At 62.6% G+C, this 15,899-nt stretch carries 12 protein-coding genes; 10 read left to right on the top strand and 2 right to left on the bottom strand.

The features are described 5' to 3' along the window. The first annotated feature begins 456 nt into the window (after positions 1-456). The 4 genes from ACT3TS_RS15880 to ACT3TS_RS15865 all read left to right on the top strand — a co-directional run bounded on the left by ACT3TS_RS15880 (position 457) and on the right by ACT3TS_RS15865 (position 4,626). Complete coding sequence (locus tag ACT3TS_RS15880; protein WP_444532491.1) at positions 457-3,666, top strand: glycosyl hydrolase family 95 catalytic domain-containing protein; 3,210 nt, start codon at positions 457-459, stop codon at positions 3,664-3,666. 142 nt (positions 3,667-3,808) lie between these two features. Then, a complete protein-coding gene (locus ACT3TS_RS15875; protein WP_444532490.1) occupies positions 3,809-4,285 on the top strand; it encodes a DUF6941 family protein in 477 nt (158 codons plus the stop codon). Positions 4,286-4,290: 5 nt separating this feature from the next. Then, a complete protein-coding gene (locus ACT3TS_RS15870; protein WP_444532489.1) occupies positions 4,291-4,449 on the top strand; it encodes a hypothetical protein in 159 nt (52 codons plus the stop codon). Between the two features lie 9 nt (positions 4,450-4,458). Beyond that, positions 4,459-4,626 carry a hypothetical protein gene (locus tag ACT3TS_RS15865; protein WP_444532488.1) on the top strand — a complete coding sequence of 56 codons (168 nt, stop codon included), beginning with the start codon at positions 4,459-4,461 and terminating at the stop codon, positions 4,624-4,626. Positions 4,627-4,635: 9 nt separating this feature from the next. On the opposite strand, the gene ACT3TS_RS15860 is transcribed toward ACT3TS_RS15865, so the two are convergent. Beyond that, on the bottom strand, positions 4,636-5,814 hold the full coding sequence (locus ACT3TS_RS15860; protein ID WP_444532487.1) for an ROK family protein: 1,179 nt from the start codon (positions 5,812-5,814) through the stop codon (positions 4,636-4,638). A 406-nt stretch (positions 5,815-6,220) separates the two neighbouring features. Between ACT3TS_RS15860 and xylA the strand changes: the two genes are divergently transcribed. The 6 genes from xylA to ACT3TS_RS15830 all read left to right on the top strand — a co-directional run bounded on the left by xylA (position 6,221) and on the right by ACT3TS_RS15830 (position 14,068). Further along, positions 6,221-7,411 carry a xylose isomerase gene (gene xylA, locus ACT3TS_RS15855; RefSeq protein WP_444532486.1) on the top strand — a complete coding sequence of 397 codons (1,191 nt, stop codon included), beginning with the start codon at positions 6,221-6,223 and terminating at the stop codon, positions 7,409-7,411. A 3-nt stretch (positions 7,412-7,414) separates the two neighbouring features. Continuing rightward, complete coding sequence (gene xylB, locus ACT3TS_RS15850) at positions 7,415-8,872, top strand: xylulokinase (protein WP_444532485.1); 1,458 nt, start codon at positions 7,415-7,417, stop codon at positions 8,870-8,872. Between the two features lie 480 nt (positions 8,873-9,352). Beyond that, positions 9,353-10,474 (top strand): multiple monosaccharide ABC transporter substrate-binding protein, encoded by a 1,122-nt coding sequence (chvE, locus tag ACT3TS_RS15845; RefSeq protein WP_444532484.1) that lies wholly within the window; start codon positions 9,353-9,355, stop codon positions 10,472-10,474. Positions 10,475-10,579: 105 nt separating this feature from the next. Further along, positions 10,580-12,097 (top strand): multiple monosaccharide ABC transporter ATP-binding protein, encoded by a 1,518-nt coding sequence (mmsA, locus tag ACT3TS_RS15840; protein WP_444532493.1) that lies wholly within the window; start codon positions 10,580-10,582, stop codon positions 12,095-12,097. Continuing rightward, positions 12,097-13,284, top strand: a complete 1,188-nt coding sequence (mmsB, locus tag ACT3TS_RS15835; protein ID WP_444532483.1) for a multiple monosaccharide ABC transporter permease — start codon at positions 12,097-12,099, stop codon at positions 13,282-13,284. Before mmsA ends, mmsB begins: the two co-directional genes overlap by 1 nt. Before the next feature lie 133 nt (positions 13,285-13,417). Next, entirely contained in the window at positions 13,418-14,068 is a 651-nt protein-coding gene (locus ACT3TS_RS15830) for a hypothetical protein (protein ID WP_444532482.1), read from the top strand. A gap of 62 nt (positions 14,069-14,130) precedes the next feature. Here the strand turns inward: ACT3TS_RS15830 and ACT3TS_RS15825 are convergent, their stop codons facing one another. Continuing rightward, the gene (locus tag ACT3TS_RS15825; RefSeq protein WP_444532481.1) at positions 14,131-15,858 is read right to left on the bottom strand and encodes an ABC transporter family substrate-binding protein; all 1,728 of its coding nucleotides are present in this window, start codon (positions 15,856-15,858) and stop codon (positions 14,131-14,133) included. Positions 15,859-15,899 lie beyond the last annotated feature (41 nt).

The following is a 15,899-nucleotide window of genomic DNA, read 5'->3' as shown; positions in this document are numbered from 1 at the left end:
CATCAGTTAGGTTCCGACGCTACACGATCAAGAACACGACAACTGATTGAGATGGTTCACAATTCTCGAGCAGCCACAAATAGCCGATTTCGACTTGCCCCTAATGAATCCGCTGGGGCGTCGACCCAACAACCTAATCGCGCCAATTCCGTTCGATCCTTGAGTCCCGACCATCTTCTTGTACGTCGAGGAGTCACGGGACGTTGATCGTGTATCAAACTTGGTTGTGCGCAGCTCTAAGTGCCTCGGGGCTACCAGCGCGACGGTACGCCGAGATGACCTTGGTTGTTTCCAATATGCACACATCTGGATCACGCGCCACACGGAAGTAACACATCAAACATCCATAGACATCCGATGTTCGGCGTGCGAAACTGGCACAGCATCGCACAAATCACGGATCGTCCCCCAAGGTGCGCAGGCAAACACCAGACCAATGTAGCTCAGGAGTTGTTTATGACCTTCGCACAACCAACCCGCCGCCAAACTCTCAAACTCGGCGGCGTCCTTGCCCTCACGCCGCTTGTCACCCAACTTTTCACCCAAACGGCGTCCGCCAAGACCGCCGTCCTGCCCGCCACGGTCTTGGCACCACACCCTGCCCTTTCAAACCACGCACTTTGGTACCAGCTGCCCGCCACTGACTGGCAGTCCGGCGCACTCCCAATCGGCAACGGCCGCCTTGGCGCCATGTTCTTCGGCGATCCGGCAAGCGACAGGATCCAGTTCAACGAACAGAGCCTCTGGGGCGGCGTCAATAACTACGACAATGCCTTGGCCGGCCAACCCGATGGCGCGTACGACACCAGCGTCACAGGCTTCGGCTCCTACCGGAACTTTGGCAACGTGGTTGTCAGCTTCAACGAACAGCCAGCCGTCACCGCACCCGGCGGACCATACAAGATTTGGGGCTCGGAAGGTGTCGATGCCTCCGTTGACAACAACACCGGCACCAAATGGTGCATCGAAGGACCACCAGCAACGGTGACGTGGCAGATCAAGCTGCCGTCCGCCGTCGTGGTTTCGAGGTACACATTCACCAGCGCCAACGACGTGCCCGCTCGTGACCCGCAGAACTGGACGCTCTCAGGTTCCCAGAACGGTGAAAGCTGGACTGTCCTCGACACCCAGTCCCTACCGGCGCCGTTCGAGGGGCGTCGCCAAGCCAAGGAATTCACCTCCACGAACCAGACTGCCTACGCTTATTACAAGTTCGACTTCACTCCCAAGTCCGGCGTGAGCCACTTCCAGGTCTCCGAAATTTCCTTGGCCGGCGTGAACATGGGTGGACAGTCTTCCCTCTACCTTTCCTCCCCCACCGGCCAGTCCGACGGCGACGGCACAGGCGCGGACATCATGCGCACCGTGGACGACTCCCCCACAACGGCATGGTCGGCACCCAACCCGGGATCCGGCGTCGTCTGGCAGGCAGACCTGGGCAAGCATGTGGCCCTGACCTCCTATTCATTAACATCGGCGGCCGACAACGCCGGCGATGATCCAACTCAATGGGTTCTCGAAGGTTCAAGCAACCGCCGCGACTGGGTCGCTTTGGATTCGCGCTCACCCGGGGCACCATTTGCCTCACGCGGCCAAACCCTCTCCTTCCCCTTATCCGGGACGGCAACCTTCAACTCCTACCGGTTGACACTTCGCGGACCTGCCGAAGCGGCGCAGCTGCGCATCGCAGAGGTGAGGCTGCAGGGCAACGGCTTCGATTCCCGCGCCACATCGGCCGTGGCCGAGTACAAGCGCGCCCTGGACCCGACCATTGGCGTCCATCTCACCCAATTTGGCACCGCCGGCAACCGCGTCCTGCGAGAAGCATTCGCCAGCAGGACCGCCGATGTCATCGTCATGCGCTATGAAACCGACCGGCCCGGCGGGCTCACCGCGTCACTGGCCCTGACCTCGGGACAGGACGGCGTGGCCACGGCAGCCGACGCATCATCCCGCTCCATCGCATTCTCCGGCATGATGGCAAACCAGCTCAAGCACGCGGCCACCCTGCGCATCGCCGAGACTGACGGCACGGTCACCGGCATGGGCACGAGCCTTCGCGTCCAGGGCGCCTCCACCATGACCTTGATCCTCGACGCACGCACCGATTACAAGCTCGACGCCGCCGCCGGGTGGCGCGGAGCGGACCCGGAACCCGGCATTGCTGCGGCCATTGCCGCCGCCGCATCCCGCCCCTACGACGCGTTGCGCGCCGAGCACCAGGGCGAACTCTCACCCCTGATGTCGCGCGTGTCCGTGGATTGGGGAATGACGCCGGACCCGGTCGCCAAGGTGCCCACCGACGTCCGGCTCGCGGCCTACGGCGCGGGGCAGGATGATCCCAGCCTGGAACAAACCATGTTCGCCTACGGCCGCTACCTGTTGCTCGGCTCGTCCCGCCGCGGCGGGCTGCCGGCCAACCTGCAGGGCCTGTGGAATGACAGTAACCAGCCTGCGTGGGCCTCGGATTACCACACCAACATCAATGTCCAGATGAACTACTGGGGTGCCGAAACCACCAACCTGGCCGAAAGCCACGAGCCGCTCATTGAGTTCATCAGGCAGGTTGCCGTCCCCAGCCGCGTTGCCACCCGGAACGCCTTTGGCGCGGAGACGCGCGGCTGGACCGCACGGACCAGCCAGAGCATCTTTGGCGGCAACTCCTGGGAGTGGAACACCGTTGCCAGCGCCTGGTACGGACAGCACATCTACGAACATTGGGCGTTCACGCAGGACGCGAACTACCTGCGTGAGACTGCCGTGCCCCTTCTGAAGGAGATCTGTCAGTTCTGGGAGGATCGCCTGGTTGAGGACTCCAACGGGAAACTGGTGGCACCGGATGGGTGGTCGCCGGAACATGGCCCGCGGGAGAACGGCGTCATGTACGACCAGCAGATCATCTGGGACCTGTTCCAGAACTACATCGACTGCGAGGCCGCAGCCGAGTTGGATCTTGACTACCAGGCCAAGGTCAAGGAGCTGCAGTCCAAATTGGCACCCAACAAGATCGGCAGCTGGGGCCAACTGCAGGAGTGGCAAACTGACCGGGATGATGCCGCCGACATCCACCGCCACACCTCGCACCTTTTCGCGGTGTACCCGGGGCGTCAGATCAACTTGGCGGAATCGCCGGAACTGGCAGCAGCCGCCCTGGTCTCCCTGAAGGCGCGCTGCGGTGAACAGGACGGGGTCCCGTTCACCGAAGGCAGCGTCTCCGGTGACAGCCGCCGGTCCTGGACGTGGCCTTGGCGTGCCGCGTTGTTCGCACGCCTTGGCGAGGCCGAACGCGCCCGATTCATGCTGCGCGGGCTGTTGCGGTTCAACACCCTGCCCAACCTGTTCTGCAACCACCCGCCGTTCCAGATGGACGGCAACTTCGGCATCACGGGTGCTGTGGCGGAGATGCTCATTCAAAGCCACACCGGCACGATCCACCTGCTCCCCGCATTGCCCGCTTCCTGGGCTGACGGATCCTTCACCGGACTTCGTGCGCGCGGCGGCTACCAGATCGACTGCACCTGGGAGGGCGGTTTGGTGACAGAAGTTGTTGTCATCGGCGACAAGTCACCGAACCAGGGCAACATCACTATGCGCATGAATGGGAAGGACTACAAGGTGAAGCCCACGAAGCCGGGTCACAAGACCAAGCCGTTCTCGCCTCGCTAGGATTGCGGTTGGTTTGCCGGGACTCCCGTGCCGGTAAGCCAACCCACCAAGGCGGGGGTGTCCGGCGTCGTGCTTGTCATTGATGCAGTGGCAACACCTATGGTTGAGGAACCAGCCATCTGACAGCGACGGAGACTTTCGCATGACCGATCTTTCGAGTGCGAGCGCCAATATTTTGATCGCCGATTTCGTCAACATTGATGCGGCTGGCAAGGTCAATGTGATTGGTGGCGGGATCCAGTTCCTGGGCTCGGACCCGAAGACGGGCCAGACCGCGCCGTTCTCGCTGTTTGTGAACGTCACCGTCAGCATTCCCGCCTTTGATGAGACGCGGGCGGCCGTGGAGGTGCTGCTTGTGGACACGGACGGGCGGCCTGTCACGGTTGCCGGTGCGGAGGGGCCGAACGTGATGCGGTTCAGCCAGTCGGTTGATTTCAGGCACGCCGTGGCCGCCAATGTGCAGCGGCCGCCGATGGGCTTCCCGGGGAACTCCAACGTGGTGCTTAATTTTCCCGGCGGGCTGCCGCTGCCTGTCGGCGCAACGTACGAATGGGTGGTGCTGCTGGACGGGGCCCGGCTGACGTCGACCACGTTCTTTGTGCCGGGGGCTGTCGAGTAGCTGCGTTGGCATGGCCCCAGGCGGTGCTGGCACTCCGCCGACTGCCGCCAACAGCAGACGGCGAGGAGTCCGCCGTCGTGCCTGGGATGGCGAACTGCACCGAGGGCGGCGAGAGTTCAGAGGAAGGCGAAGAAGCTCTGGCGGCCCCGCCGGCCCGGGACTAGGGTGTGGATATGAGCAAGAACCCAGATTATGACGACAAAGACTTGATCAACGAGCACGCGGAGCGCGACCCCCTGGCCGAGGTGTACTCGGAAATGGTGACGCCGGACATCGAGGAGATCAACGAGCATGCGGCAACGCTGGCCGCGGAGGACGAGACCGACTCCGACACGCTTTAGCCGAGACTGTCAGCTGGCTTGGCCCAGGGCGCTGGCGATGCTTGCCGGATCTGCGAGGACCGGGGCGAATGCCAGCTGTGCGGCGCCGATCATCATCAGGTCCAGGCCAAGCTCTGCGCGGGCGAACCTGACGTCGTCCCGCGTGCCTTGCAGCGTTTTGCCCCGCACCGCGGATTCAAGCCGTTCCGTGGCAACCACGTACAGGGTGCCCAGGAACCCGCCAAGGATGACAAGCTCAGGGTTGAAGATGTTCACGGTGCCGCGCAGGGAATCGGCCAGGAAGTCGACCTGGCGGTTCACCACTTCCAGCACTTCCCGGTCCGGTCCCCCGGGGCGTGCGAACTGGGTGGTCAGCACGTTCTCCAGCTGCTCGCTGTTGGCCGCTTCCAAGCCGACGGCGTCAAGCAGGGCGGACTGCCGGACCTCGGTTTCCAAACATCCGTACGCTCCGCAGTAGCAAAGAACTCCGGCAGAATTCACCAGCGAATGCCCAAACTCGCCCGCAAAACCGCTGGCACCCGGGAACTGCAGGCCCCTGATGACGATGCCGCCGCCAATGCCACTGGCACCTCCATTGAGGTAGATGTGGTCGCGCGCCCCGCGGCCGGCCCCAAAGGTGCTTTCCGCAACGATCCCGGCGGATGCGTCATTGGAGGACACCACCGGCAGGCCGAGCGCGTCACCGAGCATGGCCGAAAACGGGACGTTGTGCCAGCCCAGATGCGGTGCAACAACAACTTCCCCGTCACCGTCGCGAACCAGTCCGGGCAGGGCGACCCCGACGCCGACGGTGCGGAACGAGCTGTCCAGCTCGCCGCGCATGCCGGCCACTACGGCGGTGACGATGTTGACGACTTCCTCGGGGGTCTGCACGCGGGCGGTGTCGTATCGGATCCGCTTGAGCACCTGGCCCGACAAGGACACCAGGCCGATGGTGACTGCATCAATTTCAGGGTTGACGGCGATGGCCACAATGTCCTTGCGGGGAACAATGACCGGGCTCGGCCGGCCGGCATGGTGGGCAGCGCCGGGTTCTTGCTCAACCACAAGGCCCAGCTCGACCAGCTCGGCCACGAGCCCGCCGACAGTTGAGCGGTTCAGTCCCGTCAACCGGGTGACGTCGGCGCGGGAGACCCGCCCCTGAACGTGGGCGAGCCTCAGCACGAGGACGAGATTGTTGCGCCTCACGTCTTCGAGATTTTTGCCCTTTTGCCGGGGACCCGGTTGAGCCTGTTCCGTCAACGCCACTCTGTTCACCACTTTCAATGCCTAAATCCCTCTAAGAATACTGTGCGGATCCTGCTTGAACGACGACAACCGACGCCCCGCAGATCGCGCCGCCACCGTGCTGAGGCATGTCCGGCCGCCGCCACAGCCGCTATGGACCCGAGGCGTTAGAAAACAAAAACCGGAATTGTGATCACGCTGACAACTTAATCGAAGGGATCGCCGCAACGCGCCTTCGTTCCGGCTTCTACCTTGGATCGTACAGCAGAACTCCCGCCGGATCAGCCCTTGACGCCGACGTTTTCTTGGCATATGTTTTTAGTCAGAACATATTTATCGAGACGCACATCACCACTGGAGGAATCCCATGGCACTGCAGCCAGCACGCGAAGACAAGTTCTCATTCGGCCTCTGGACCGTGGGATGGGAAGCACAGGACCAGTTTGGTTCCGCCACCCGCCCCAAGCTGGACACCGTTGAGGCCGTCAACCGGCTCAGCGATCTGGGCGCCTACGGCCTGACGTTCCACGACAACGACCTGTTCCCCTTCGATGCCACCGCCACCGAGCGCCAGCACGAGATTGACCGCCTCAAGGGCGCATTGGACTCCACCGGCTTGATCGTGCCGATGGTCACCACCAACCTGTTCAGCCACCCGGTCTTCAAGGACGGCGGATTCACCTCCAACGACCGCGGCGTGCGCCGCTTTGCCATCCGCAAGGTCATCGAAAACATCGATCTGGCCGCCGAGCTGGGCGCCGAGACCTTCGTCATGTGGGGTGGGCGCGAAGGCAGCGAATACGACTCCGCCAAGGACATCCGCGGCGCCCTCGAGCGCTACCGCGAGGCTGTGAACCTCTTGGGCGATTACGTCACCGACAAGGGCTACAACATCCGCTTCGCGATTGAGCCCAAGCCGAACGAACCCCGCGGCGACATCCTCCTGCCCACCCTGGGCCACGCGATGGCGTTCATCGAAACGCTGGAACGCCCCGAAATGGTGGGCATCAACCCGGAAACAGGCCACGAGCAGATGGCCGGGTTGAACTTCACCCACGGCATCGCCCAGGCGCTTTACCAGGGCAAGCTGTTCCACATCGACCTCAACGGCCAGCGCTCCATCAAGTTTGACCAGGACCTGGTGTTCGGCCACGGCGATCTGCAGAACGCCTTCTCCCTCGTCGACCTGCTGGAAAACGGCGGCCCCAACGGCGGACCGTCCTACACCGGCCCGCGCCACTTCGACTACAAGCCCTCACGCACCGAGGACATCAACGGCGTCTGGGACTCGGCAGCCGCCAACATGCAGACCTACCTCCTGCTCAAGGAACGCGCCACCGCATTCCGTGCCGACCCCGAGGTCCAGGCCGCACTCGCCGCCTCCCGCGTGGACGAAATCAACGAGCCCACCCTGAACCCGGGCGAAGGCTGGGAAGCCCTCCGCGCCGACAAGGCCTCCTACGAGGAATTCGACACCGAATCCTACTTCGGCGGCAAGGGCTTCGGCTTCGTCAAGCTCCAGCAGCTCTTCATCGAGCACCTGCTCGGCGCCCGGTAACCCATGGCGCTCGTTGCCGGGATCGATTCCTCGACCCAAAGTTGCAAGGTTGTCATTGTCGATTCCGGCACCGGGCGCACCATCCGAACCGGCAGGGCCGCCCACCCGGACGGTTCGGAGGTCCATCCCTCCCACTGGTGGTCTGCCCTGCAGAAAGCCATGGCCGACGCCGGAGGGCTGGCCGATGTTTCATCCCTCGCCATCGCCGGACAACAGCATGGCCTGGTCCTGCTGGATGCCGACGGTGCGGTCATCCGTCCGGCACTGTTGTGGAACGATACCCGCTCCGCCACCTCCGCAGAAGACCTCATCAATGAACTCAGCGCCTCCGCTCACGCCACCCGTGTCGGCATAGTCCCCGTTGCTTCCTTCACCATCACCAAGGTCCGTTGGGTTCGTGACAATGAACCCGAAAACGCAGCCCGCGTGGCCGCGGTCGCACTCCCTCACGACTGGTTGAGTTGGCGCCTGCGCGGTTACGGCCCCACCGGCGAAAGCCCGTTGGGACCTGGCCTCGAGCAGCTCACCACCGACCGGTCAGACGCCAGCGGCACTGGCTACTGGTCCCCGTCAACCGGCCGTTACGACCTTCAAATGTTCGAACACGCCTTCGGCAGGTCCGCACGCGAAGCCGGGTCACCCGGCCAAGCTGGAACGCCCGTTGTGCTGCCCAAGGTTGCAGCGCCGTCGGACGTTACCGGAACGGTCCATGCTGACTACGCCAATGGCAGCGACATTGCCGTAGGCGCTGGAGCCGGCGACAATGCGGCCGGTGCCCTGGGCCTGGGCATCGCCGCCGGGGACGTGGTGATTTCCTTGGGCACCAGCGGGACGGTGTTTGCGGCCGCACCAACTGCGGTCAACGACCCCTCGGGCACCGTGGCCGGGTTTGCCGACGCGGCCGGCGCGTACCTGCCGATCACCGTCACCTTGAACGCGGCACGCATCCTCAGCTCCGTTGCCGAGCTGCTGGACGTGTCTTTCGACGCGTTCGCGGACTTGGCATTGGCGGCTGAACCGGGCAGTGGCGGCGTGGTGCTTGTGCCCTATTTTGAGGGCGAGCGCACCCCGAACCTGCCCAATGCGAAGGCCAGCTTCCACGGTTTGACCATTGCCTCAACCACCCGGGCCAATACCGCCCGGGCCGCGATCGAGGGCATGCTGTGCGGGCTGGCCGACGGGCTGGATGCCGTCACGGCTTCCGGCGTCGGCGCCGAGCGGCTGCTGTTGATCGGCGGGGCGGCACAAAATCCGGCCGTGCAGGCCGTTGCGGCGCAGGTGTTAGGCGTGCCCGTGATCGTCCCGGCGCCGGGTGAGTATGTGGCCCGCGGTGCGGCGGTCCAGGCCGCTTGGGCGCTGAACGGTGCAAGGCCGGACTGGGAATTGGATCTCGAAGCGGCACCGCCGCCAGACCACCGCCCGGTCATCCGCGAGCAGTACAGCATGTTTTCCGGCTCCTGAGCTGGCAGCTGCGGCGAGTGAACAGCTGCAATAGGGGCGGCCGCAGCGGCTGTGGCGGATGCTGCGGATGCTGCGGATGCGGCAGCATCGACAGCATCGACAGATGACTTAGCCAGCTCCAGTGACCCAACGGGTGCCCCCTTCGCACAGAAAGCAGCGGCTTGTCTGCCCCTGTCTCCTGCGCGGAGGGGGCACCATGCTGCGTTAATCCGGCGGGCGACGCCACTTCGCCGCAACCGGATCCCGGTGGCTTTTTGCCACCGGGACCAGCAGCACCGCAACCGGCTCTGGCCCTGCAGCAGCTCCCCCAAAAATAGTGGCTTGACACACAGGACGTGTCGTGAGTTACACTAAACCAGAATGTTAGCGCTAACAAATACAGTTGTCGCGGCCTCCCCTCAGTGGGACAACATCCAAGCAAGATGCAGGAAACCTACCAGCCCATGGCAATGACGCGCACGGGGCGTAAAGGAACTCACCATGAAACTTAAGACATTGATCGTTGGCGCCTTGGCGCTTGGCCTCACTCTGGGTACCGCAGGCTGCGGCACCCGCGGCGGGGCTCCGGCTGCCGACGCCGGCTCGGTCGACAACAGCGGGGCACTCATTGGCATCGCGATGCCCACCAAAACCTCCGAACGCTGGATCAAGGATGGGACGGCCATCCAGCAGTCCCTTGAGAAGCTTGGCTACAAGACGACGCTCGAGTACGCCGATGACAAGATTCCGCAGCAGGTCCAGCAGGTGAGCAACATGATCACCAAGGGCGTCAAGGTCATGATCATTGCCTCCATCGATGGAACCGCCTTGAGCGACCAGCTTGACGACGCCGCCAAGGCCGGCATCAAGGTCATCGCCTATGACCGCCTGATCAACGGCAACGCCAACGTGGACTACTACACCACCTTCGACAACGAAAAAGTCGGCGTGGAACAAGCCACCTCCCTGCTCACCGGCTTGGGGATCCTGGACGAAAGCGGCAAGGAAACCGGCGAAACCGGTCCGTTCAATGTGGAGCTCTTCGGTGGAAGCCCGGATGACAACAACGCCACCTTTGTTTACAACGGTGCCATGAAGACACTGCAGAAGTACCTGGACAACGGCACCCTGGTGGTCAAGAGCGGCCAGACCGGATTCACCCAGATTGCCACGCTGCGCTGGGATCCGGCAACGGCACAGAAGCGCATGCAGAACCTGATCGCCAGCTCGTACTCGGACGGCGAAAAAGTTGACGGCGTGCTGTCGCCCTACGACGGCCTGTCCATCGGCATCATCTCGGCATTGGAGTCCTCGGGCTACGCCACCGACGCGCTGCCCATCATCACGGGCCAGGACGCTGAAGCTGCCTCGGTGAAGTCGATCATTGCCGGCCAGCAGTACTCCACCATCTACAAGGACACCCGGCAGCTGGGTGAGCAGGCAGTCGAAATGACGGACGCAATCCTCACCGGCAAGACACCAGAGGTCAATGACACCACCAGCTACGACAACAAGGTCAAGGTGGTTCCGACCTTCCTGCTCCAGCCTGTCGTGGTCACGAAGGACAACTACTCCAAGGAACTCATCGACAGCGGCTACTACAAGGCCGAAGACCTGAAATAGCGAACGCTTCCGGTTGCGGCGGCCCAGGCCGCCGCAACGGGACCGAATGACATTCCCATCACGAACGCGAAATGAAGGTCCATCGTGACATCAACGATCCTTGACATGCGTGCCATCACCAAGACATTTCCGGGCGTCAAGGCCCTGCAGAATGTTTCGCTGGAGGTTCAGCGTGGACAGGTGCACGCCATCTGCGGCGAAAACGGCGCGGGCAAATCCACCCTCATGAAGGTGCTCTCCGGCGTCTACCCGGCAGGAACTTTCGACGGCGAAATCTGGTTCGAGGACACCCTCTGCCAGTTCAAGGACATCAAGTCCTCCGAAGCTGCCGGCATTGTCATCATTCATCAGGAACTGGCACTGAGCCCGTTCCTGTCCATCGCCGAAAACATCTTCCTGGGCAACGAGCTCTCCACCAGGGGCTTTGTTGACTGGAACAAGACCAACCTGGAAGCCTCGAAACTGCTGGCCCGGGTGGGACTGAATGACCATCCCACCACCAAGGTCTCTGAACTCGGTGTCGGCAAGCAGCAGCTGGTGGAAATCGCCAAGGCCCTCTCCAAGCAGGTCAAACTGCTCATCCTGGATGAGCCCACGGCCGCCTTGAACGACAGCGACTCGGAGAACCTGCTCAACCTGATCAAGCATCTCCAGGGCCAGGGCATCAGCTCCATCATGATCAGCCACAAACTCAACGAGATCAAGGCCGTGGCCGACAAGGTCACGATCATTCGCGACGGACAAACCATTGAAACCCTCGACATGCACGCCGACGAGATCTCGGAGGAACGCATCATCAAGGGCATGGTGGGCAGGGACCTGAGCAGCCGCTACCCGGACCACACGCCAAACATCGGCGCCGAGCTGCTGCGCATTGAGGACTGGACCGTCCATCACCCGGTGGACCAGGGCCGCCAAGTCGTCAAGGCCGCAAACCTGAACATCCGTGCCGGTGAAATCGTTGGCATCGCCGGCTTGATGGGTGCCGGCCGCACCGAACTTGCCATGAGCGTGTTTGGCCGCAGCTACGGGGCCAACATCAGCGGCCGCCTGTACAAAACCGGTGTTGCCATTGAGGCCAACACCGTCGCGGCCGCCATCAAGCACGGCATCGCCTACGCCACCGAGGACCGCAAGCATTACGGGCTGAACCTGCTGGACAACATCAGGCGCAACGTTTCCGGTGCCGCACTGGGCAAACTGGCCCGCTGGGGCTGGGTCGACAGTGCCAAGGAACATGTGGTCGCTGAAGGATTCCGCAAAAGCATGAACATCAAGGCTCCCGGCGTTGGCTCCGTCACCGGCAAGCTCTCGGGCGGAAACCAACAAAAAGTGGTCCTTTCCAAATGGATGTTCACCAACCCCGACATCTTGATCCTGGATGAACCGACACGTGGCATCGATGTCGGTGCAAAGTACGAGATCTACAGCATCATCAATCAACTCGCTGACGAAGGCAAAGCCGTACTCGTCATCTCCTCGGAGCTGCCCGAGCTGTTAGGCATTTGCGACAGAATCTACACGCTGACTGAAGGCCGCATCACCGCCAATGTGCCCCGGGCCGAAGCAACCGCCGAACACCTCATGCAATTCATGACTCAAGCAAAGGAGCAGGACATCTGATGACTGCTGTCCAATCCGCCGTACGATTTCTCACCGGCCAGCTGCGCCAGGTGGGGCTCTTCATCGCCCTGATCGTGATCATCATCTTCTTTCAGATCACCACCAACGGCATCACCCTGGCCCCCATCAACGTCTCCAACCTGATCGTGCAAAACAGCTACATCCTCATCCTGGCTGTCGGCATGGTCATGGTCATCATCGCCGGTCACATCGACCTTTCCGTCGGGTCCGTGGTGGCGTTTGTCGGTGCCATGGCCGGGGTCATGATCACCCAGTGGCACATGCCCTGGTGGTTGGCGATCATCGCCTGCCTGGTGCTTGGTGCTCTGGTGGGTGCATGGCAGGGGTTCTGGATTGCCTACTTCGGCATACCCTCGTTTATCGTCACTCTTGCCGGCATGCTCACCTTCCGCGGGCTGGCACAGATCGCCCTGCAAAACCAGCAGATCTCCCCCTTCCCTGACGAGTTCAGGGCACTGGGCAGCGGCTTCCTTCCCGACCTTGGCGGCGGCACTTCCTTCCTGGAACCATTGACTGTCATCCTCGGTGTTCTTGCTGCCCTGGCGTTTGTCATCTCCGGCATCAAGCAGCGGGCAAACCGCAAGAAGTACAACCTGGAAGATCAACCCTTCCCGTGGTTCGTGGCCAAGATGGTGTTCACCACGGCCTTGATCCTGCTGATCGCGTACTTGCTGGCCAGCTATCGCGGCACCCCGATCGTCCTCCTGGTCATGGGCGTCCTCATGGTGGGCTACTCGGCCGTGATGGCCAACTCCATTTGGGGCCGGCACATTTATGCCATTGGCGGCAACGCCCACGCTGCGGAACTCTCCGGGGTGAACACCAAGCGCGTCTCCTTCACGTTGTTCATCAACATGGGTGTGCTGGCCGCCCTCGCCGGTTTGGTGTTCACGGCGCAGCTCAACCTGGCCAACCCCAAGGCCGGTGAAGGGTTCGAACTTGACGCCATCGCCGCTGTCTTCATTGGTGGCGCGGCCGTTACTGGCGGCATTGGCACGGTGGTTGGCGCCATTATTGGCGGTTTGATCATCGGCATCCTGAACAACGGCATGTCGATCATGGGTGTTGGCACGGAATTCCAGCAGCTCATCAAGGGCCTGGTGCTCCTTGCCGCCGTCGCGTTTGACGTTTTCAACAAGCGCCGCTCCAAGGCTGCCATTAAATAGCTCCCACACAACTCGACTGTGTGGTTCCGTGCCTGTTGCGGAGCCACACAGTCTTTTGTTGCTCCGGGCCGCTCCACCATGAGGCCCGAAGGTCCCGGCGAACAGCCGCCGGCCGAAAGTCTGGCATTCTTGAATGACCATGGAAACAACCCCCAACACCCCGCGCACCGTGTCCGTCCGTTCCGTCCCCACCCGCGTGCTCGGGGCGGTTGCCCTGGCGTTTTGCGCGTTCTTTGCCGTGAACCTGCTCCTGACGGGAACCCCCGCCTCCATCTGGCACTTTCTGCCCTGGCTGCTCCTCGCGGCCTGGGGAGTTTACGTGCTCCTGTGGCGTCCGAGGCTGCTGATCCACGCCACCGGCCTGGGCATCCGCAACATCCTGCGCGACCACGAAATCCCCTTCTCCGAGCTCACCGCCCTGCGCGTCATGCAAAACGTCAGCTTCGACACCACAGCGGGCCGAATCCCCAGTTGGGGTGCCCCGGGATCCGGCAAGCTGGGCCCGAAAATGCTCACCGGCACCGGCGGCGCCCGCACCATGGCCGCCCTGCCGCACACCCAAACCGCCGTCCAGACCGCCTGGGACGCGTGGGAGCGGGGCAACACGGCTTCCCTGAAGCACGACGGCGGCACCTCCTCCCCCGCCGCCCCAGCCTCCCAGCATGGTGACCAACCCGGTGACCAACCCGGCCGCCGGGAAAAGGTGGTCAGCGGCTGGGACCTGCCGGCCGTCGTCGTCGGCGTCCTGCTGCTGGGGCTCGCCATCACCAGCACGCTGACGTAGGGCACAAGGAAAAGGCCCGGTCCGCTCGTGGAGAGCGGGCCGGGCCTTGTGGGTGGAGCTGATTAAGACTTGAAGCCCACGGTGGTCCAGTTGATGGATTCGAACTGTCCGGCACCGTAGTTGACCAGGTCTTTCCGGACACCAAAGGTGTTCGGGGTCGGGGTCAGCGGGATGACCGGCGTGTACGCGAAGATCGCCTTGTCGATCTCGTTGGCCAGCTTGATGCGCTTGGCCGGGTCGAGCTCTGCGTTGGCCGCGGCCCACATGTCACCGAGCTTGTCATCGGTGACGCCGGAGAAGTTCTGGCCGGCATCAACCGGGTAGAAGATGGACTCCGTGGAGGCTACCGGGTAGGCGGTGCCCGACCAGGCGAAGCCTGTCAGTTCAAAGTTGGACTTGAGCACGTAGTCGGAGAAGAACTTGTCTTCCGGAACCGTGTTGTTCTTCAAGGTGATGCCGACAACTTTCAGGTTGGCCTGGATCTGCTTAAAGATCTGCTCTGACACTGGGTTGTTGGCATCGAGGGTGTACGTGATTTCCAGCTTGGCGCCGTCCTTTTCCTGGGTGCCGTCATCAGCCTTGGTGTAGCCGGCTTCCTTCAGCAGTTCCTCGGATTTGGCGGTGTCGAAGCCGATGACTGATGTGGCGTTGTCTTCGTAGCCCTTCTGGCCCGGCATGTAGATGTAGCTGTTCTGGCTGGCCACCGGCGCACCGATGGGGCTCAGGCGGCTGGCGGAAATGGTGTCCCGGTCAATGGCGCGGGCCACTGCCTGGCGAACCTTCACGTCGGCCAGTGGTCCCTTGGAACCGTTCATGGTGACGTGGTTCCAGGTCAGGCCGCCGGACTGCTGGATGGCGCCGTCTTCACGCTTCTTGGCGGTGTCGTAGTTGTTCTTGTTGGTGCCGATGCTGAACGCGTCGAGTTCCTTGTTGGCGTAGGCCTGGGCAAGGGCGTCACGGGAAACAACCTTCATGATGATCTTTTCGAGCTTCGGCTTCTGGCCCCACCACTTGTCGTTGGGAACCAGTGTGACCACCTGTCCGGCGGCGTCCACTTCACCGACCTTGAACGGTCCGCTTGAGGGTACCGGCTTGGACTTGTAGCCCTCGTTGAAGGCCGTCACGTCGGAGGCAATGGCTGCTGGCAGAACGGCTGTCTGGACCGCGCCGGCGGTGCTGCCGCCAAGGATCGAGGGCCAGTCGGCGTTCTTGTTCTTGAACGTGATCTTGAAATCGAAGTCCGTCTCGCCCTTGGTGACCGATTCAATGTCCTTGTAGACGTTGTCGCCAACAATCTGGTAATCGGCATTAGTGCCGTTGTTGGCCTTGATCGTGGCGTCGTAGTCCTTGTAGGTGATGGGCGTGCCATCTTCCCACACGGCCTTCGGGTTCAGCTTGACCTCAACAACCTGCGGATCTTCGCCGGCCAGCTTCACCTCTGTGGCGTAGTCGGGGTTCAGCGCCCAGCCGCCGTCCACCGTGTTGACGACGGGGCCGCCCGTGGTGGGATCGAGGATTTCGCTGCCGGCCTTGACGTTGCCGTCAACCTGCATGGTGTTCCAGTTGTCAGGCATTTGGTCCACGGCCAGCGTCAGCGTGCCGCCGTCCTTGACGGCTGCGTAGTCGGCAACGGTCCAGGCCGTGGTGGGCAGTGCCCCTGTTTCGGCAGCGCCCTTGCTGTTGTCCACGGCGGGCTTGTTGTCGCCGCCGCCTCCGCCGGCACTGCAGCCGGTGACTGTGAGGGCCAGCGCCAAAACTCCGGCGCCCACCATCTTCTTGATGTGTTGCATTGTTTCCTCCCATTGGATGATCCCCGGCGGGCACGTGATGC

It is taken from the genome of Specibacter sp. AOP5-B1-6, assembly GCF_052376555.1.
Classification (GTDB): Bacteria; Actinomycetota; Actinomycetes; order Actinomycetales; family Micrococcaceae; genus Specibacter.
The sequence above is the reverse complement of the archived record's forward strand: the minus strand, read 5'-3'. Positions and strand labels throughout refer to the sequence as shown.